General features: G+C 29.6%; 21 protein-coding genes and 1 pseudogene. 9 read left to right on the forward strand and 13 right to left on the reverse strand.

What is annotated here, in order from left to right; all coding sequences use genetic code 11:
* Both CBD51_004520 and smpB read left to right on the forward strand, forming a co-directional pair.
* A pseudogene (locus CBD51_004520) lies at window positions 1-675 on the forward strand (ZIP family metal transporter).
* Between the two features lie 5 nt (window positions 676-680).
* Window positions 681-1,139 (forward strand): SsrA-binding protein SmpB, encoded by a 459-nt coding sequence (gene smpB / locus CBD51_004525; GenBank protein RPG58618.1) that lies wholly within the window; start codon window positions 681-683, stop codon window positions 1,137-1,139.
* Between the two features lie 33 nt (window positions 1,140-1,172).
* Here the strand turns inward: smpB and CBD51_004530 are convergent, their stop codons facing one another.
* From CBD51_004530 to CBD51_004545, 4 genes are all read right to left on the reverse strand, one after another.
* Window positions 1,173-1,793 carry a hypothetical protein gene (locus CBD51_004530; GenBank protein ID RPG58619.1) on the reverse strand — a complete coding sequence of 207 codons (621 nt, stop codon included), beginning with the start codon at window positions 1,791-1,793 and terminating at the stop codon, window positions 1,173-1,175.
* 154 nt (window positions 1,794-1,947) lie between these two features.
* Complete coding sequence (locus CBD51_004535; protein RPG58620.1) at window positions 1,948-2,457, reverse strand: hypothetical protein; 510 nt, start codon at window positions 2,455-2,457, stop codon at window positions 1,948-1,950.
* A 174-nt stretch (window positions 2,458-2,631) separates the two neighbouring features.
* A complete protein-coding gene (locus CBD51_004540; GenBank protein ID RPG58621.1) occupies window positions 2,632-3,036 on the reverse strand; it encodes a hypothetical protein in 405 nt (134 codons plus the stop codon).
* A 130-nt stretch (window positions 3,037-3,166) separates the two neighbouring features.
* Complete coding sequence (locus CBD51_004545; protein ID RPG58622.1) at window positions 3,167-3,808, reverse strand: protein-L-isoaspartate(D-aspartate) O-methyltransferase; 642 nt, start codon at window positions 3,806-3,808, stop codon at window positions 3,167-3,169.
* Between CBD51_004545 and CBD51_004550 the strand changes: the two genes are divergently transcribed.
* Genes CBD51_004550 through CBD51_004565 form a run of 4 tightly spaced genes read left to right on the forward strand, consistent with a single transcriptional unit; the run spans window position 3,788 to window position 7,973 of the window.
* Window positions 3,788-4,798: a gfo/Idh/MocA family oxidoreductase gene (locus tag CBD51_004550; GenBank protein ID RPG58623.1), complete on the forward strand. Its 1,011-nt coding sequence runs from the start codon at window positions 3,788-3,790 to the stop codon at window positions 4,796-4,798. The two genes, CBD51_004545 and CBD51_004550, sit on opposite strands and share 21 nt — an antisense overlap.
* A complete protein-coding gene (locus tag CBD51_004555; GenBank protein RPG58624.1) occupies window positions 4,795-5,670 on the forward strand; it encodes a hypothetical protein in 876 nt (291 codons plus the stop codon). Before CBD51_004550 ends, CBD51_004555 begins: the two co-directional genes overlap by 4 nt.
* A complete protein-coding gene (locus tag CBD51_004560) occupies window positions 5,663-7,054 on the forward strand; it encodes an exopolysaccharide biosynthesis polyprenyl glycosylphosphotransferase (GenBank protein ID RPG58625.1) in 1,392 nt (463 codons plus the stop codon). Before CBD51_004555 ends, CBD51_004560 begins: the two co-directional genes overlap by 8 nt.
* Window positions 7,055-7,085: 31 nt before the next feature.
* On the forward strand, window positions 7,086-7,973 hold the full coding sequence (locus CBD51_004565; GenBank protein ID RPG58626.1) for a 3-hydroxybutyryl-CoA dehydrogenase: 888 nt from the start codon (window positions 7,086-7,088) through the stop codon (window positions 7,971-7,973).
* 6 nt (window positions 7,974-7,979) lie between these two features.
* On the opposite strand, the gene CBD51_004570 is transcribed toward CBD51_004565, so the two are convergent.
* Complete coding sequence (locus tag CBD51_004570; protein RPG58627.1) at window positions 7,980-8,552, reverse strand: DUF4294 domain-containing protein; 573 nt, start codon at window positions 8,550-8,552, stop codon at window positions 7,980-7,982.
* Between the two features lie 28 nt (window positions 8,553-8,580).
* Here CBD51_004570 and CBD51_004575 point away from each other — a divergent pair, with 28 nt between their 5' ends.
* Both CBD51_004575 and CBD51_004580 read left to right on the forward strand, forming a co-directional pair.
* A complete protein-coding gene (locus tag CBD51_004575) occupies window positions 8,581-9,339 on the forward strand; it encodes a hypothetical protein (protein RPG58628.1) in 759 nt (252 codons plus the stop codon).
* Between the two features lie 20 nt (window positions 9,340-9,359).
* The gene (locus CBD51_004580; GenBank protein RPG58629.1) at window positions 9,360-9,653 is read left to right on the forward strand and encodes a hypothetical protein; all 294 of its coding nucleotides are present in this window, start codon (window positions 9,360-9,362) and stop codon (window positions 9,651-9,653) included.
* Window positions 9,654-9,892: 239 nt separating this feature from the next.
* Here CBD51_004580 and gap read toward each other — a convergent pair whose 3' ends face one another.
* Both gap and lipA read right to left on the reverse strand, forming a co-directional pair.
* Complete coding sequence (gene gap, locus CBD51_004585; GenBank protein RPG58630.1) at window positions 9,893-10,876, reverse strand: type I glyceraldehyde-3-phosphate dehydrogenase; 984 nt, start codon at window positions 10,874-10,876, stop codon at window positions 9,893-9,895.
* Window positions 10,877-10,881: 5 nt separating this feature from the next.
* Window positions 10,882-11,772, reverse strand: coding sequence for a lipoyl synthase (gene lipA, locus CBD51_004590; GenBank protein RPG58682.1), 891 nt, complete (start codon window positions 11,770-11,772; stop codon window positions 10,882-10,884).
* A 310-nt stretch (window positions 11,773-12,082) separates the two neighbouring features.
* Between lipA and rlmB the strand changes: the two genes are divergently transcribed.
* Entirely contained in the window at window positions 12,083-12,835 is a 753-nt protein-coding gene (gene rlmB, locus CBD51_004595) for a 23S rRNA (guanosine(2251)-2'-O)-methyltransferase RlmB (protein ID RPG58631.1), read from the forward strand.
* Here the strand turns inward: rlmB and CBD51_004600 are convergent.
* From CBD51_004600 to CBD51_004625, 6 genes are read right to left on the reverse strand one after another with little or no spacing between them, the layout of a single operon-like run.
* Complete coding sequence (locus CBD51_004600; GenBank protein RPG58632.1) at window positions 12,816-14,120, reverse strand: citrate (Si)-synthase, eukaryotic; 1,305 nt, start codon at window positions 14,118-14,120, stop codon at window positions 12,816-12,818. The two genes, rlmB and CBD51_004600, sit on opposite strands and share 20 nt — an antisense overlap.
* Window positions 14,121-14,122: 2 nt before the next feature.
* On the reverse strand, window positions 14,123-15,409 hold the full coding sequence (locus tag CBD51_004605) for a phosphopyruvate hydratase (protein RPG58633.1): 1,287 nt from the start codon (window positions 15,407-15,409) through the stop codon (window positions 14,123-14,125).
* Window positions 15,402-16,520, reverse strand: coding sequence for a carbamoyl-phosphate synthase small subunit (locus CBD51_004610; GenBank protein RPG58634.1), 1,119 nt, complete (start codon window positions 16,518-16,520; stop codon window positions 15,402-15,404). The genes CBD51_004605 and CBD51_004610 overlap by 8 nt, the downstream gene beginning before the upstream one ends.
* Window positions 16,521-16,577: 57 nt before the next feature.
* Entirely contained in the window at window positions 16,578-17,417 is an 840-nt protein-coding gene (locus CBD51_004615) for a 50S ribosomal protein L17 (protein RPG58635.1), read from the reverse strand.
* Between the two features lie 5 nt (window positions 17,418-17,422).
* Window positions 17,423-18,415, reverse strand: a complete 993-nt coding sequence (locus CBD51_004620; GenBank protein RPG58636.1) for a DNA-directed RNA polymerase subunit alpha — start codon at window positions 18,413-18,415, stop codon at window positions 17,423-17,425.
* 20 nt (window positions 18,416-18,435) lie between these two features.
* A complete protein-coding gene (locus CBD51_004625; GenBank protein RPG58637.1) occupies window positions 18,436-19,041 on the reverse strand; it encodes a 30S ribosomal protein S4 in 606 nt (201 codons plus the stop codon).
* Between the last annotated feature and the right edge of the window lie 18 nt (window positions 19,042-19,059).

Below are 19,059 nucleotides of genomic sequence, written 5' to 3' on the forward strand. Positions count from 1 at the left end.
ATGATTGCAGCGAGTTTTTGGTCTTTACTTTCTCCTGCAATTCACTCTGTTGAAATTCAACAAGAATTAGGCATTACAAGTATGCCTATTTGGTTTGCACCAGCAGTAGGATTTCTTCTAGGTGCACTTTTTTTATACTTTCTTGACAAAAAAATTCCTCATCTTCATTTATTTAACCCTATAAATAAAGCGGAAGGACCAAAAACCAATCTTAAAAAAACTGAACTACTTGTACTTGCAATTGCATTACATAATATACCGGAAGGACTAGCAGTGGGAGTAGCATTTGGAGCTCTAGCCCATGGAATGGATATTGGAATTGAGTTAGGTGGAGCAATTGCACTAGCAATTGGCATGGGACTACAAAATGCTCCAGAGGGTTTTGCTGTTTCGATGCCTCTAAGAAGACAAGGATTAAGCAAGCTTAAATCATGGCAATGGGGACAACTATCTGCTATTGTTGAACCTATATTTGCGGTAATTTGAGCAGCTGTAGTAATATTAATATACCCTATATTACCATATGCATTGGCGTTTGCGGCAGGTGCAATGATCTTTATTGTTGTTGAAGAAGTAATTCCTGAAAGTCAAAGTGGCGGAAATGCCGACCTAGCAACAATGGGTTTAATTGCTGGTTTTATTGTTATGATGATATTAGATGTTTCATTAGGATAAATATAATGACTACAAAAGATAGAATTATAAGTAATAATAAGAAAGCCTTTTATTCATATAGCATATCTACAAAATTTTTATCTGGTATACAACTCAAAGGATCTGAAATTAAATCTATAAGATCTGGACAAGTAAATATATCTGAAGCATTCTGTTATGTATCTGACAATGAATTGTGGATTAAAAATATGGATATTAAAAAATATCAATTTTGCCAAAACAATGACTATAACCCTTTAAGACAAAGAAAATTACTTCTTAAAAGAATAGAAATAAACAAAATACAAAAACAACTAAACGAAAAAGGTATGTCACTGATACCTGTAAAATTAGTAATTAATGAAAAGGGGTTTGCAAAAATTGAAATTGCATTAGGAAAAGGAAAAAAACTATATGACAAAAGAGAAACCTTGAAAAAAAGAGATGCAAATATGGAAATGGAGAGAAAAAAAAGGGAGAAATAAATTCTCCCTAATTCCAAATAAATTGAGTAGCGATTAGAAATAATAATTTATTTTTATAACTGTATTATTAGAATTGTTTCCTATTATAAATGATGTTTTATTATCAGTAACGTGCATTGTAGCACCGTAATGATATTCAGCGCCAATTGCTATTTTAGGTAGAAAAAAATATTCACAACCAATAAAAAAAGAAGTCATAATATGCATATTGTAGCCATCCTCGTATGTAAGAGTAGGAATAGAAAGCCAATCACTTGAATCAAATTTCTCACCAATACCAATAAACCCATTATAACCCCACATTCCTTGCAGTCTAGTTGATCCACGTCTATTTTCAATACCATATCCCAAACCCATACTCCAAGTTTCTAAATGGGTGTCAAAATTTGCTCCAAAAGTATATCTCACAGCCCTTTTATTTGAGTTAAATTTTTTAATATAAAAAAATAAATCATCTCCAAATGATGGAGCATTCAAAGATGAGTTATTACCCGTTAACACATCAGATAAAAAATTAAAAAAAGGGTCGGCAGACATACCAATGGACCAGTCATCTTTTTCAGGTAAAATATTTGTACCAAATTCATTTTTAGTGATTTGTGAAATAGAAACACTGAAAATTAAAAATAGGGGGAGAAATAAATATCTTTTCATATTAAATTATGATTACTACAAATTTGAAGAAATATATTTTTGTTTATTTTTTTTTCTTAGATTAATACAAACAAAGAAATGTTGATATGTCTAAAAATAATTTAAAAAAAAAGGGGAAGTAACCTCCCCCTTAATAATATATAAATTTAGATTATTAGAAAGTATATCTAAAAGACCATGCAAGACCTAAAGTCGACTGTGAAGCATTAGAATTCAAAGGACTAACTTCTAAGCCAGGCATATTATATTTTAACATAGGCTCAAACCAAAGTTTACCATCAAAACCAAGCTCTAATGAAACACCACCAGCAAGATGAGTATCAGGGTCATCTCCATCACCCATTCTCATACCTGCTTCAACAAACATGTTATCAACCGCATAATAACGAATTGCTCCTCCCCAAGCAAATTCACCTTCAACATCTAAATGTTCATGAGAATGATCTACATCAGAAGATCCATGATCTGTTTCAACTTCATAATCCATTCCCATTTCAAAATCAAAACTCACCATAACTCCGTCCATTACAAAATAACCAATATTCGCATTTGCATCAGGTGCTGTAAAATCTCCACCAGCTCCAAATGACCACTGCCCTTGATTCTGGGCAAAAGAAAATGCTGTAAACATAAAAGAAACAGCAATTAAAGTTAACTTTTTCATAGTATAAATATATTTTAATTAATTATATCCTAAAATTCGATATAATAGGATTATTATTTACCCAATTAATAAATACATACAAACAATTTGTTGTTAATAGAGGAGAAAAATTGGGTTCAGACAAAAAAAAAGGGAGCAAAAGCTCCCTTTTTAAATAAAATAAGTTATGGTCGATTATAGATTAAATCTTAAACCCCAAGCTAATCTTGGATTAAAATCTTCAATATCATCTACAACTACCATAGGCTCAAACTGTAGCTTCCATATTCCTAAAGCCTTAGTCCAACCAGCAGCAGCACTTACAGAATACTCTCTATCTCCACCATCAGTTTCCATAGATTGAGTATTAGCTTGTACAAACATATTATCACAGAAACCTGTATAATATCTAGCACCAACTGTAAAGTTGTCCCAGTTGTCCATACCAACAGACACCATAATGTCGTCAGTCATAAACCAACCGATGTTAGCTTCAGAATTCATAGGATTTTGTAAATCAAGATCGCTTACATTAAACGACATTTGACCAAATGTTAAAGCACTAAACATAAGTGCAAAAGCAATAATTAAATTTTTCATAATTAAATAATTTTAAATTATTAATGCCACAAATATAAAAGTGTTTTTGATAGTGCTAGTTAGAGTCAACTGCTGTTTTATACACAATAGACTGTTAAAAAGGTTATAAGAAACAACCTATTTAAATCTGTTAACTCTTGTTTCTTAAGAATGGTACAAATCTGAAGTTTTCATATTCAATTTTTTTAATTTCACCATTCTCTAATTTAATAATAGTTGTCATCATTTGATCATTCAAGCCCAATGGAATAACCAATATACCACCTATTTTCAACTGCTGTAATAATAATGGAGGTACCTCTGAAACTCCACAAGTGACAATTATTTTATCAAACAAAGCTTCTTTTTCTAAACCCAAATAACCATCTCCATGTACTAATGAGGGATGGTAATTTAATACTTTTAATAATCTCTTAGCTTTTTTATATAAATCGAGATATCTTTCTACTGAGTACACTTTGGCTCCCATTTCACATAAAACTGCGGTTTGATATCCTGATCCTGTTCCTATTTCCAAAATTTTATCTTTTTTTTGCACATTTAAAAGTTCTGTCTGAAAAGCCACAGTATATACGCTTGAAATTGTCTGATTACTGCCGATAGGAAAAGCTTGATCTTGATATGCAAAATCCAAAAAAGAAGAATCTAAAAATAAATGCCTAGGAACCACCATCATAGCATTTAAAACATTTGCATCTGATATATCTTTTTGTTCACGTAAAAATTCTACCATTTTTCTTCTTAGCCCTTTATGTCTAAAATCGTCAATCATAATGAAAGTTTTAAAAAGTACTTTGTTAAATATAAAAATAAAGTACTTTTGAACAACATTTGTAAAGTACAATATACAATGAATATAGGGATTTTTGGAGCAGGAAGTTTTGGTGAAAAACATTTAAATATAATTAACAAGATTAAAGAATTTAAAATTGTTGGTTTTTATGACCCTAATCGGGAAAAATGCTTATCAGTTGAAAAAAAATACGGTATCAAAGCTTTTCAATCTGAATTAGATTTAATTCATAATTGTGATGCAATTGATATAGTAAGTAGTACAGAAACCCACTGTAAACTCATTAAATTAGGTATAAAATATAAAAAACACATATTTGTTGAAAAGCCAATATGTTGTAATAAATATGAGGTTGCTGAGCTATTAATACATAATAAAACTGTAAAACAAGTTATCCAAGTAGGACATATCGAAAGATATAACCCAGCAATGGAATTTAACTTAATTGACACAAACAAAATAACCGAAATACATGCAAAAAGAACTGGAATTATTAATAAAAGAAATAAAAACAATTCTATTGTTCTTGACCTAATGATTCATGACATTGATTTAATAACTAAACTGATCGACTCTCCAATTAAAAGCATCAAAACTAAAAAATATCAATCGAATTCATTTGAATCAGTTGAAGTAAATATCATTTTTAAAAACTCAAAAAAAGCACAATTAATTTCCGAAAGAGGAGTTAATATAAAAAATTATCGAAAAATGTCTATACTGCTTAATGACAAAAGAATAAAAATAGATTTCCTAAATAAAACACATGAACATTGGAGGAAAGGAATAAAAGAAAAAGTTTTTAAATTAGACAATAATGTAAACCCATTACAAAACGAATTCATAGAATTCTATAATAATATTATTAACAAACAACTACCCACTGTGGGATTGCAAGCAGCTTGTCATGCTGTTAGCATTGCGCTACAAATTGAAGAATTATCAAAAATTAAAGAGTTAAAAAAATGAAATGCTCAAAAATCATCATATTATTAATAACAATTATATTTCATTCTTGTGAAGACAACAAATACTCAGCACATACACCCTCCTATATAGAAATTAATCATTTTAAATATGATGGCAACACAAACACAAATAAACCTCACCCACTACAGTATCAATCAACTAATATAACAGATGGTTGGATATCTATGAATGGAGAAGTTATTGGGGTATTCGAAATGCCTTGCCAAGTACCAATTTTATCCGAAGGACTACATTCTTTTGACATATATCCAGGCATAAAAGTAAATGGAATCGCAGGAAATCGAGCTAAATACCCTTTCTACAACAAATTTGAAATTGATGTAGAACTAATTAAAGACCAAGTAATTCCAATTTACCCGACAACATCATATCATAAAAACGTAACCAAAATATTTGAAACACAAGGAACATTTGAACAACCAGGAACTATGTTTGAAAGAGTTAATGATAATGATACTGTTCCAATTCGACAAAATTACGAAGTATTTCAGGGGCAATATAGTACTGCTATATATCTAGATAGTGTGAAAAATAAATTTGAAATTAGAAATATAGATGAATTAGAATTACCACTAAACTCTTTTATGGAGTTAGATTTTAAATCAAATATTTCATTTAATATAGGTTTGATTATAATTAACTCTGGGAATATCCCAATTAAAGAAGAACTAATTCAATTATACCCAACCGAAAGTTGGAAAAAAATATATTTAGATTTATATCCTTTAATTAATTTAGGAAATAATAACTCAAAATATAAAATATATATTGACGGACAGTATAATGATTTAGTAATTAAAAATGCAATATATATAGACAATTTAAAATTAGTTCACAATAACTATGACTAAAGAAAGAATTAAAAGATTAATTATTGATTTAATAACCGCATCACTATCATGGTTGTCTTTTTTTTATTACAGAAAAGTAGAGATAGAACACTCTGAATTCATTTTATCTTCTACGCTACTATATGGAACAATTGGAGTAACATTTTTTTGGGCTGGGCTATATATTATTTCTGGTATATATATAGATGTAAGACGTGTATCTAGACTTAATGAATTATTTAGAACATTTATACACTCAATCATCGGTTGCTTAATAATTTTTTTCTGCTTAATAATTGATGATATTGAAAACTACAAAACATATACTCACTACTACAAGGCATTGTTTGCCCTAACAGCCATACACTTTTTAATTACATTTCTTGCAAGGTACTTTGTAACAAATGCCATGGTTAAAAAAATTCAAAATAAAAAAATTTCATTTAGAACTATTTTAATTGGAGACACACAATCTATTATTGACACATATCATTCTTTCCAAAAAATGACTAGGACAACTGGAAATGAATTAATAGGATATGTACACTATAATAATAAAAAAATAGAAAATATCAATCTTAAAAATTTAGGAATAATTAATCAGTTAGAAACTATAATTAAGCAAAATAATATTGAAGAGGCAATTATTAGTTTTCAAAAACACCAAGTAAAAACATATATCAATATTGTCAACATGCTAATATTTAATAATATTATCACCAAAATACCTAGTGACATTAGTGATCTTGTAGCTGGAAGAGTGAAAATGCAATCATTTTTTGACCTACCATTTATTGAAATAAAACAAATTAAAATGTTATTTATAGAATCATTTATTAAGAGAACTATGGATATTCTAATATCCCTAATTGCCTTAATAAGTCTCTCTCCATTATTATTATTAATTGCAGCTGGGGTTAAATTATCATCTAAAGGACCTGTATTTTATCATCAAGAAAGATTGGGCATAAAATCAAAGACATTTAATATTATTAAATTTCGTTCAATGAAAATGAATGCAGAAAAAAACACACCATTATTAGCAAGTAAAAATGATTCAAGAATAACAAATTGGGGTAAAATTATGAGAAAATATAGACTTGATGAATTACCTCAATTTTATAATGTGTTTATAGGAGAAATGTCAATTATTGGACCAAGGCCTGAAAGACTATTTTTTGCAAAACAAATTTTAGAAAAAGCACCTCATTATCAACTAATATACAAAGTAAGACCTGGAATAACATCTTGGGGAATGGTGAAATTTGGTTATGCAGAAAACGTCGATGAGATGATAGAGAGACTGAAATTTGACATCATTTATTTAGAAAATCTGTCACTTATAAGTGACTTTAAAGTATTCATCCTAACAATATTTATTATTATACAAGGTAGAGGGAAATAAAATACTATTTTTACAAATCAATAAATTAATTATGAAAAAAGTATCTGTAATTGGTTCAGGAACAATGGGTAATGGTATAGCACATTGTTTTGCTCAATATGGCTTTGATGTCAATTTAGTAGACATTTCTCTGGAAAATCTAAATAAAGCAAAAAACACTATTCAAAAAAATCTGGATAGAATGATTCAAAAAAACAAAATAACAAATACAGATAAAAACGACATTCTAAAACGAATTGAGTTCAATACGAAATTAGATCAAGCAGTAAAAAATAGCGACCTGGTCATCGAAGCTGCTACAGAATCAAAAAAAATTAAACTAGATATTTTTCAAAAATTGGATGAGATATGTGATTCTAAAACAATTCTGGCAAGTAATACATCATCTATCTCAATTGGTGAAATAGGTAGGTCAACAAATCGAGAAGAAAAAGTAATTGGCATGCACTTTATGAATCCCGTACCTATTATGAAATTAGTAGAAGTAATTAAAAGCAACAACACAAGCCAACAGACTGTATCACAAATTATGGAACTATCCAGACAATTAAATAAAAAACCCGTGCTAGTTAATGATTCTCCTGGTTTTGTTGCAAATAGAATACTATTACCTATGATTAATGAAGCGATTCAAACTCTACAAGAAGGAGTTTCAGGAGTGAAAGAAATTGATACAGTAATGATTTTAGGTATGTCTCACCCTATGGGACCTCTTCAACTGGCTGATTTTATTGGACTAGATGTCTGTTTATCAATCCTAGAAGTACTTCATGAAGGCCTTAAAGATCGAAAATATAGCCCTACTTCTTTATTAAAAACATTAGTTAAAAACAACGAATTAGGTGTAAAAAGCAAAAAAGGATTTTATGATTATTCTCAAGGCATAAAGAATAAAACAGTTTCTGATCGATTTAAATAATTAAAATTATTCTTTAAAATTTTTTTCAATTATTTGCTCAATAAAAAAATCTTCTAAGTCTAAACTGGGATTATATTTTAACTTTAAATTACCTTCATATAGTCTTGCTAACTTATTCCAAAAAAAAGCATTGACCCCCCCTCTATAAGAAACTATCATCTCATATGCAGTGACATCAAACTCTCTAAAAATTAATTTTGTAAGTATTACACCTTCTTTACGTGTTAAATTAGAAATCTTAGCACTAAATTGATTCATTATTTTTTTTTGATATTTTCTAGTGTAGCGTTTATACAATCTTTTTCTGGTCAAATGGTTTAATCCTACATCTATATTACTTAATATATGAGAAATAGAATCGACATAAGGGTAAACCTTTAAAACTCTATATTCTAATCTTTTATAATCCATTAACGAAAAATTTTTTTTTATTTTTTCATTTAATTTAATTTCATCTAACAAAATACTATTAGGATATTTCATGCTGTTATATTGTATAGAGTCAACTTGACCTAACAGAATAAAACAATTAAAAAGCCAAAGGATTATTATGTATATATTTTTTATATTGTCAAACATATAATATGCAAATCAAAAGTTAAAAATAATGTATGACTCAATTATAGATCAGCACAAACTTATTTCCTTGAATGAAGAAACTCATACATATACACTTGAAAACTCTGATATAAGTTTCTCCAGTGTAACTGAGTTTATAGGTAGTTTTTTTCAACCATTCGATGAAAATAAAATTGCACTTAAATTGACCAAACATCACAAATATAAGGGCAAAAGTGTCAATGACATACTTAGGGAGTGGGAAAAAAGAAGAAACAGAGGAACAGTAGTTCATAAAGAAATTGAAACATTTATACATGAAGCAAATAATCATAAAAAAATAATTGACACATCAACTTCAAACAAGTTAGATTTAAAATCTCAACAAGCTATTAAATTCTTGAAAAATTGTAATATTTATAAAAACAACCTTATATTTCCTGAAGTTCGGGTATTTTCAAAGCAATTAAAATTAGCAGGAACAATTGACTTAATGATTTACAATAAACCAAAAAATGAGATCTCATTAATAGACTGGAAGACAAATCAAAAAATTAAACAAAGTGGTTTTAAAAATGGTATCAAAAACCCAACCTTAATGATTGAAGACTGTAGCTTTAACAAATATCAACTTCAACTATCAATGTATAGATATATTCTTGAAAATTTTTATAATACTAAAGTTAGAGGTTTGTATATTCTACATTTAAAAGAAAATAGCTATAACTATCTTAATTGCTCATTTGAAGATAAAAAAATTCAAGAAATGATCAATTATAGTCTAATAAATACTCTTAGCAATAAATAAAGTTTTTATAAATTTAAACTATGGCAATTTCTAATAAGAATCAAGATTCATCTAACTTCATAAACCAACTAACAGAAGATATTAATTTATTAGAACAATTAATTGCTAAAAACATTCTTGAAGATCATGAAAGAATTGGAGCAGAACAAGAATTTTGTTTAATTGACGAAAATTTTCGTGCAAATCCTATTAATGAAAAAATAGTAAAAAAATTATATAAAAGTGGTTTTGTAACTGAAATTGCAAAATTTAATATGGAACTAAATATAGAGCCCCTCGAATTAAAAAAAAATGCATTAAAAAAATGCGGATAAAATGGCGGAATTTGCGCAAAAGATTAAAGGAGATTATGCCGTTAAATATATTCATAAAATTCAATATGAAGATGAATTTTTCATGAACCCTCATATGTTGAATTTTCAATATATAAAAAAAGGTGAAACAATAGGACATGACAAAAGAGGGATTGTTACATCTCCGAAATCAGGNTATTTATTAATGCCNNTATACCAAAGCAAAGGGAAAGAANGTTTTTATTTAATCGATNATNTAACTAAATAACCTTTTTTAANAAATCAACTAATCTAGAACAATATCCAAATTCATTATCATACCAGCCTACNACCTTAACCATATTACCAGTCACATAAGTTAATTTAGAATCAAATATACATGAATAAGAACTAGACTTAACATCAATAGAAACTATAGGATCTTCATTATAAAAAATGATATCTTTAAAGGAAGATTGTCCTAATGATTTAAAAAGGTTATTTACCTGATTTATATCTGTTTTTTTTTTGACAAGACAAGTAATATCAGTCAAAGAACAATTTGAAACAGGTACACGAATACCACACCCACTTAGTTCTAAATCAGGAAAAATTCTTGACAATGCCTTTGCTGCTCCTGTAGTTGTTGGTATAATTGAGGAGGATGCAGATCTAGCCCTTCTTAAATCATTGTGAATACCATCATGTAAATTTTGATCAGAAGTATAAGAGTGTACAGTTGTTATATAGCCACTTTCTAAGCTTAAAGCGTCATCCAAGATTTTAATCATTGGTGCCGCACAGTTTGTAGTACAAGATGCATTAGAAATAACACTATCATTTAGATTAATCACTTCATCATTAACACCCAATACTACCATAGGAATATCTGTATTTAATGAGGGGCAAGACATCAGTACTTTTTTTGCACCTGCATTAATATGAAGCATATTTTCTTCTAAAGTTTTAAACCTACCAGTACACTCAAAAACNACATCTATTTCCANATTTTTCCAAGGCAAATGATTGATTTGAGATTGATTTAGCACTATAATCTCATGATTATTAATAAAAATAGAATTATTACTATAAGTAATACTACCTTGAAATCTTCCATGAATCGAATCATATTTTAACAAATGACTTAATACTTTAGGCCCAGCTAAATCATTAATAGCAACAACTTGATAATCTGAATATTCAGATAGTATTCTACAAAGAACCCTTCCAATCCTTCCAAAACCATTTATGGCAATTTTTTTCATGTTTTTTAAAATAAATGTTTTTCGGCGTGATATGAGGACCTAACTAATGGTCCAGACTCAACATACCTAAAACCCATTTCCAATCCCTTTTTCTTATAATCATCAAATTCGTCTGGACTTATAAAACGATACACAGGTAGATGCTTATTTGTGGGTTGTAAATACTGACCTAAAGTTAAAATATCAACTCCAACACTTCTTAAGTCTTTCATAGTTTTTAAAACCTCATCATATGTTTCTGATAGTCCCAACATAATACCAGATTTTGTTCTTAAAACACCAAAATATTTTAAACGTTCTAAAACAAATAAACTACGAATATATTTTGCTTGAATGCGGACTTTAGGAGTTAACCGCTCTACAGTTTCCATATTATGCGAAACAATCTCTGGTTGAGAGACTGCAAGCTTTTTAATTAAATCAGATTCACCTTTAAAATCNGGGATTAATGTTTCTAAAGTTGTTTGAGGAGACAACCTTCTNACAGCATTTATTGTTGAAACCCACATAGACACCCCNCCATCTTCTAAATCATCTCTATCGACAGAAGTTATAACACAATGTTTGACATTCATTAATTGAACTGATCTTGCTACCTTTTCTGCTTCTGACCAATCCACTATTTTAGGTCTGCCAGTGGCAACAGCACAAAAGCCACAAGAGCGAGTACATATATTACCTAAAATCATAAAGGTAGCTGTTCCTGCACCCCAACATTCACCCATATTCGGACAATTACCACTTTCACATATAGTATGAAGTTTATGTTTGTCTACGATCTTTCTTAAATTAGNAAATTCTTTNCCTGANGGAAGCTTNACTCTTANCCAATCTGGCTTCTTATTTTTTTTAGATTTGGATANATTANTACCAAGNGGNTTTTTAGATAAATCGATATCAATTTTNGTCCACNCCTTTGAATTATGAATAATATTTTTGTCCACTATTTATATAACCTATTATAATAACAACTAGACTAATCTGTTATATCTAAAGACAATTCATCGCTAACATCATTCACATTTTCTACCAAACCAGGACAGGGGGTGGGATAACCAATTGTGTAACATGATTGAGTTAAAAAACAAATAAATAATAAAAACAAAAGTGTTATTTTTTGAAACATAATACAAAACATTTAATTCTCAAATGTAATAATTTTAATATAAAGATATATGATTATATTTAAATAATAATTAAATAACTATGTTGAAACAATTAAATGTCTACGGGATTAGACCAGTACTAGAATTATTGAATTCAGATAAAGAGATTGATACAATCTTTTTACAGAAAGATATTAAATCAAATTGGTGTGACGAGATTACAAAACACTCTAAAGAACATGGAATTGCTCTAAAAAGAGTGCCAAAACATAAATTAAATAGGCTAACAAAAAAAATACATCAAGGGGTAATCGCAATAACATCTCATATAAAATATCAACACTTTGAAAACCTTTTAAATGCAACATTTGAAAAAGGAGAATTCCCACTATTCTTATTACTAGATCGGATAACAGATGTAAGAAATTTTGGGTCAATTTGCAGAAGTGCTGAAACTATGGGAGCACATGGAATTATAATTCCAAATAAAGAATCTGCACAAATTAATGAAATCGCTATAAAAGCATCTTCTGGTGCAATTAATAATATTAATATATGTAGATCTAATAATCTAGAAAAAACAATTATTCTTGCTAAGAATAGTGGACTATCAGTAATTGCGTGTACTGAAAAAAGTGAAAAAAATATATATGATATTAATTTTCAAAAACCATCAATCATAGTTATTGGATCTGAAAAAAATGGAATATCTACCAAAATAATATCTCTTTGCGATGAAATAGGAAAAATACCTGTTTTTGGTAAAACAACGTCTCTTAATGCATCAGTTGCAGCAGGTATTATTTTATATGAACAAAATAGACAAACATTAATTAATTTGAAAACTTCTTAATCATTATATCTGTAGTGGTTGAACCAGGTCTTTCAATTGGCATACCTAAGGCTCTACTCCAAATTAACTGAGACATTATACCCAGAGATCTAGAGACACCAAATAAGACAGTGAAAAAATCATATTCTTTCATACCATATTTTAACAACAATATACCAGAGTGAGCATCTACATTTGGCCATGGATTTTTTACTTTACCAGTAGCTTCTAAAATTGGTGGAACAACTTCATAAACTCTACTTACTAAAAGAAATAATTCATCATCAGCTAAATATTTAAGTGCAAATTCTCTTTGTGCAGTATATCTTGGGTCTGTCTTTCTTAAAACAGCATGTCCAAAGCCTGGAATTACTTTACCATTATTTAATGAATCTTGTACATAGTTAGCAATTTCATCCCTAGAAGGCAAACCACCTCCAAGAGATTCTTGCATAGTTAACAACCAACGTACAACTTCCTGATTGGCTAAGCCATGCAAAGGTCCTGCCAAGCCATTCATTCCAGCCGAAAAAGATAGATATGCATCACTTAAAGCAGAACCAACAAGATGAGCAGTATGTGCAGAAACATTTCCACCTTCATGATCGGAATGAATAGTCATATAAAGTCTAATTAAGTCAGTGAATTCTGCATCTGAAAACCCAAGCATGTGGGCGAAATTTTGTGACCAGTCTGCACCTTTTAAAGGTTCTATATATTCTTCATTGTGATAGTTTCTTCTATAAATATGTGCTGCAATCCTAGGTAATTTGGCTATTAAATTCAATGCATCTTCAAATGTAGGCTCCCAATATCTTTGCTTTGAGATGCCTTTTTTATATGCAACTGTAAACTGACTCTCATTTTTAAGGCTTAAAATTGCAATAGAAAATTGAGTCATAGGATGCATGTCTTTTGGTAAATCATTAATCACATTAAAAACATAATCCGGAACATTAGACCTACTTTCTAGTTCAGCACTTATATTTTTAACATCGTTATCGTCTGGTAAAGACCCTATAAGCATTAAATAGAACATACCCTCAGGCAATGGTTGATTAGAACCTTTTGCTCTAGGTAAAACATCTTGAATTTCAGGCAAGGAATAACCTCTAAATCTTATTCCTTCGTTAGGATCTAATTTAGATGTTTCTGTGACCATACTTAACATACCACGCATACCTGAATAAATTTGTCTTAAACTAATTTCACCGACAATTTTATCACCATATTCAGCAACTAAATTTTTAACTCTACTTCTTGATTGATTAATTTGTTCTTCGAATTTTTCTTTTAAACTTTTCATATCTAATTTTTTATACTTGGGAATCCGTTATATGTAGCCTTGCGGCCTAATTTTTCTTCTATACGCAATAATTGATTATACTTTGCAACTCTATCAGATCTACATAAAGAACCTGTTTTAATTTGTCCTGCACAACATGCAACTGCTAAATCAGCAATTGTAACATCTTCTGTTTCACCTGACCTATGGCTAATAATAGTATTAAAATTATTTAATCTAGCCATATTTATTGTAGATAAAGTTTCTGTTAAAGTTCCTATTTGATTAAGTTTTATTAGAATAGAATTTGCTGCTTTATTTTGAATACCAATATCTAATCTATTTGAATTAGTAACAAATAAATCATCACCAACTAATTGAATTTTACTCCCAATTTTTTTTGTCAGTTTAGACCAACCACTCCAATCATCTTCGTGTAAAGCATCTTCTATAGAAATAATTGGATATTTATCAACTAAATCAACCCAAAAATCAACCATTTCTAAGGATGTTAACTCTTGAGAAAATTTTGAAGATTTATTTAAACAATACTTTTGTTTAGTTTTATTGTAGAATTCTGATGCAGCAGCATCAAGTGCAATTGAAACATCAGAACCAACTTTGTAACCAGCTTTTTCAATTGAGTTTAATACAATCTCTATTGCATGCTCATTAGACATTAAATTAGGTGCAAAACCTCCTTCATCACCAACATTTGTTGATAAATTATTAGCTTTCAAAATATCCCTTAAAGAATGAAAGATTTCAACTCCAATTCTTAGCGCATCAGAAAAGGAACTAGCAGATACTGGGACAATCATAAATTCCTGAATATCTATTTGATTATCAGCATGCACTCCTCCATTTAGAATATTCATCATAGGAACAGGTAAAACATATTCACCATTTGACAAATACTCATATAAATACATTTTTTTCTCGTGCGCAGCTGCCTTAGCAACAGCTAAAGAAACTGGTAAAATTGCATTTGCACCAAGCAAAGATTTATTTTCTGTTCCATCTATATCAATCATTTTCATATCTATTTCTTCTTGCAATTCAACAGAATAGCCAACTAAAGTATTTCTTAAGATGGTATTTACATTTTTGACTGCATTCAAAACACTTTTTCCATGAAAATATGATTTACTATCTCTTAATTCTAATGCTTCATAGACTCCAGTTGAAGCTCCAGAAGGGGCAGCAGCTCTTCCGAAAAAACCTAATTGAGTTTCTACATCTACTTCAACAGTCGGGTTTCCTCTTGAGTCTAAAATTTGTCGTGCAGTAATATTTTTAATTTTAGACATTTTTATTGTTTAGAAAATGTTGCATATTATTAATAAAATTATCAAATAGATATCGAGAATCATGTGGACCTGGTGAAGATTCTGGATGATGTTGAACAGAAAAAATAGATTTATTTTTAAATTTTATTCCTTCAATCGTATTATCATTTAGATTACGATGCGTGACCTCAATATTATTATTATTATTTAAACTTTTTTCATCTATGGTAAAACCATGGTTTTGAGATGTCACCTCACATTTATTGGTTGATAAATTTATAATAGGGTGATTAATCCCTCTATGACCTGTATGCATTTTATATGTTTTAAGACCACCAGCTAATGCGATTAATTGATGTCCTAAACAAATTCCAAAAACAGGCACAACACCATTAAGCATTTGTTTAATTTTTGAAATAGAATCATGCATGATTGATGGATCACCTGGTCCATTAGACAAAAAAAGTCCGGAAGGATCAAATTCCATAACTTCATCAAATGGTGTTTGCATAGGAAAAACTTTTAAAAAACACCCACGTTTTTCAAGGCAATCTAAGATGTTCTTTTTAACACCAAAGTCTATAACAGCAACTTTATAAGATGAGTTAATATTTCCTATAGTGTAGGCTTTTTTTGTAGACACAAATGAAGACAATTCCAAACCTTCCATAGAAGGTACTTTAGCAAGTTTAGATTTTAGTGAATCAATGGAAGAAATATTAGTTGATATTATTGCATTCATAGCTCCTTTGTTACGAATGTGACGAACCAAAGCACGTGTATCAATATCATGAATACATACTATTTTTTGTTTTTCAAAATATTCTTGCAAATCTCCATCAGAAGCATCTCGCGAATTATGTAAATTTAGATCTTTACATACTAAGCCAGAAATTTTCACAGAATCAGATTCAACATCATTATTAGAGTAACCATAATTCCCAATATGAGCATTGGTAGTTACCATTATTTGTCCATAATAAGAAGGGTCTGTAAATATTTCTTGATAACCAGTCATCCCTGTATTAAAACAAATTTCACCAACAGCATAACCTATATAACCAGCACTTTTACCAAAAAGCGTGGTTCCGTCTTCTAAAATTAATACTGCGTCCTCTTTCACATGAAAAATTTAAACAATTTATTACTACTAATAATAATGAGTAAAAATAAGAAGTAATAATTCTACTTAATTCTTATTATTTGTATCCTCAGATGCTGGCTCCTCAGATGCTGGCTCCTCAGATGCTGGCTCCTCAGATGCTGGCTCCTCAGATGCTGGCTCCTCAGTTAATGCTTCCTCAGTTAATGCTTCCTCAGATACTGGCTCTTCAGATGCTGGCTCCTCAGTTACTGCTTCCTCAGATACTGGCTCCTCAGTTACTGGCTCCTCAGTTACTTGCTCCTCAGTTACTTGCTCCTCAGTTACTGCTTCCTCAGATACTGGCTCCTCAGATGTTGGCTCCTCAGATGTTGGCTCCTCAGATGTTGGCTCCTCAGTTACTGCTTCCTCAGATACTGGCTCCTCAGTTACTGCCTCCTCAGATACTGACTTTGAACTTGGTTTTTTTGACAAAACTTGCTTTTCAACAATTTCTTCTGATGAACTATTTTCCGAACGTTTAGATCTTCTAGTTCTTTTCTTCTTTGTTTTATCTGCATTATATATGTCATTAAAATCAACTAATTCAATAAAACACATTTCAGCTGCATCTCCAAGTCGGTTACCTAATTTAATAATTCGAGTATATCCTCCCGGTCTATCCGCAACTTTATCTGAAATATTTGAAAATAATTCAGTAACTGCTTCCTTTTGTCTTAAATAACTAAAGGAAATTCTTCTGTTATGGGTGGAATCAAGTTTAGATCTAGTAATGATAGGCTCAATAAAACTCTTGAGTACCTTTGCTTTAGCTAAAGTAGTTTTAATGCGCTTATGCATGATTAAAGAACAAGACATATTAGCAAGCATAGCTTTTCTATGAGCTGACTTTCGTTTTAAATTATTATTACCTTTTCGATGTCTCATATTTATTATTCTTTATCTAATTTATATTTACTTAAATCCATACCAAAATTAACACCTTTTGCTTCAACAAGCTCGTCTAGCTCAGTTAGGGATTTTTTTCCAAAATTCCTAAATTTCATTAAATCACTTCTGTTATACGTGACCAAATCACCTAAAGTATCAACCTCAGCTGCTTTTAAACAATTTAAAGCTCGTACAGAGAGATCTAGGTCAACTAATTTCATTTTTAATAATTGTCTCATATGTAAAGACTGTTCATCATATTCATCAATAGAAGAAGCATATTCATCTTGTATAGATATTCTTTCATTTGAAAATAACATGAAATGATGAATAAGAATTTTTGCTGCTTCAGTTAAAGCATCTTTTGGATGAATTGAACCATCTGTCTCTAAATCTAGTACTAATTTCTCATAATCAGTTTTTTGTTCTACTCTAAAATCTTCAATAAAATATCTAACATTCTTGATAGGAGTAAACACAGAGTCTGTAAAAATTGTACCTAATGGAGAATCCTCAGTTTTATTATCCTCAGAGATAACAAAGCCTCTTCCCTTTTTAATACATATAGTAAAGTTAAATTTAGTTGATTTAGTTAAATTACATATAACTAAATCTGGATTTAAAACTTGAAAATTAGAAATAAACTTACCTAAATCACCTGCTTTAACAACAGTTTGATTATTAATCGAGATAGTAACCTCCTCATTTTCAGCATCTTCAATTTGTTTTTTAAATCTAATCTGTTTAAGATTTAATATAATCTCAACAACATCTTCCATTACTCCTTCGATAGCGGAAAATTCGTGATCAACACCATCTATTTTAATGGAGGAAATTGCAAAACCCTCTAATGAAGACAAAAGCACTCTTCTTAATGCATTTCCAACAGTTAACCCATAACCCGGTTCCAAAGGTCTAAATTCAAAACGACCATTAGTCTCAGTCGATTCAATCATAAATACTTTATCTGGTTTTATAAAATTTAAAATTGCCATAATACTTGATAATTAAATTATTATTTAGAATATAATTCTACTATTAATTGTTCTTTTATATTTTCTGGAATTTGATCTCTATTAGGAATATTAATTAATTTTCCTTTCATAGATTGAGTGTCCCAATCTAACCACTCAATAATATTAGTGTTTTTTGATAATGATGAAGTAATTGTTTCTAAAGATTTAGATTTTTGCCTAACAGAGATAACATCACCAATCCTGATTAAATAAGAGGGAATATTTACAACCTCATTATTTACAGTAATGTGCTTATGCGAAACTAATTGTCGAGCTCCGTTTCTAGTATTTGCTAGACCTAAACGATATACCAAATTATCTAAACGTAATTCACAAAACTGTAGCAAAGCAACACCAGTAACCATTTTACTTTTCGATGCTTTTTTAAAAATATTAGAAAATTGTCTTTCTAATATTCCATAAGTATATTTTGCTTTTTGTTTTTCTGCTAACTGGTATGCATAATCAGATTTTTTACCACGTCTAGCATTAGGTCCATGTTGCCCAGGAGGAAATTTTCTCTTCTCAAAATATTTATCTGGTCCAAAAATTGGGTCAGAAAATTTTCTAGCTATTTTTGTTTTAGGGCCTATATATCTTGCCATATTACTTTAATTTATTAA

This window comes from Flavobacteriales bacterium TMED191 (assembly GCA_002171975.2).
Taxonomy (GTDB): domain Bacteria; phylum Bacteroidota; class Bacteroidia; order Flavobacteriales; family TMED113.

Bases quoted from the DNA above. Each gene is read 5' to 3' on its own strand.
- smpB (RPG58618.1), top strand. From the start codon at position 681: ATGACTACAAAAGATAGAATTATAAGTAATAATAAGAAAGCCTTTTAT.
- CBD51_004530 (RPG58619.1), bottom strand. From the start codon at position 1,793: ATGAAAAGATATTTATTTCTCCCCCTATTTTTAATTTTCAGTGTTTCT.
- CBD51_004535 (RPG58620.1), bottom strand. From the start codon at position 2,457: ATGAAAAAGTTAACTTTAATTGCTGTTTCTTTTATGTTTACAGCATTT.
- CBD51_004540 (RPG58621.1), bottom strand. From the start codon at position 3,036: ATGAAAAATTTAATTATTGCTTTTGCACTTATGTTTAGTGCTTTAACA.
- CBD51_004550 (RPG58623.1), top strand. From the start codon at position 3,788: ATGTCTAAAATCGTCAATCATAATGAAAGTTTTAAAAAGTACTTTGTT.
- CBD51_004545 (RPG58622.1), bottom strand. From the start codon at position 3,808: ATGATTGACGATTTTAGACATAAAGGGCTAAGAAGAAAAATGGTAGAA.
- CBD51_004555 (RPG58624.1), top strand. From the start codon at position 4,795: ATGAAATGCTCAAAAATCATCATATTATTAATAACAATTATATTTCAT.
- CBD51_004560 (RPG58625.1), top strand. From the start codon at position 5,663: ATGACTAAAGAAAGAATTAAAAGATTAATTATTGATTTAATAACCGCA.
- CBD51_004565 (RPG58626.1), top strand. From the start codon at position 7,086: ATGAAAAAAGTATCTGTAATTGGTTCAGGAACAATGGGTAATGGTATA.
- CBD51_004570 (RPG58627.1), bottom strand. From the start codon at position 8,552: ATGTTTGACAATATAAAAAATATATACATAATAATCCTTTGGCTTTTT.
- CBD51_004575 (RPG58628.1), top strand. From the start codon at position 8,581: ATGTATGACTCAATTATAGATCAGCACAAACTTATTTCCTTGAATGAA.
- CBD51_004580 (RPG58629.1), top strand. From the start codon at position 9,360: ATGGCAATTTCTAATAAGAATCAAGATTCATCTAACTTCATAAACCAA.
- rlmB (RPG58631.1), top strand. From the start codon at position 12,083: ATGTTGAAACAATTAAATGTCTACGGGATTAGACCAGTACTAGAATTA.
- CBD51_004600 (RPG58632.1), bottom strand. From the start codon at position 14,120: ATGAAAAGTTTAAAAGAAAAATTCGAAGAACAAATTAATCAATCAAGA.
- CBD51_004605 (RPG58633.1), bottom strand. From the start codon at position 15,409: ATGTCTAAAATTAAAAATATTACTGCACGACAAATTTTAGACTCAAGA.
- CBD51_004615 (RPG58635.1), bottom strand. From the start codon at position 17,417: ATGAGACATCGAAAAGGTAATAATAATTTAAAACGAAAGTCAGCTCAT.
- CBD51_004620 (RPG58636.1), bottom strand. From the start codon at position 18,415: ATGGCAATTTTAAATTTTATAAAACCAGATAAAGTATTTATGATTGAA.
- CBD51_004625 (RPG58637.1), bottom strand. From the start codon at position 19,041: ATGGCAAGATATATAGGCCCTAAAACAAAAATAGCTAGAAAATTTTCT.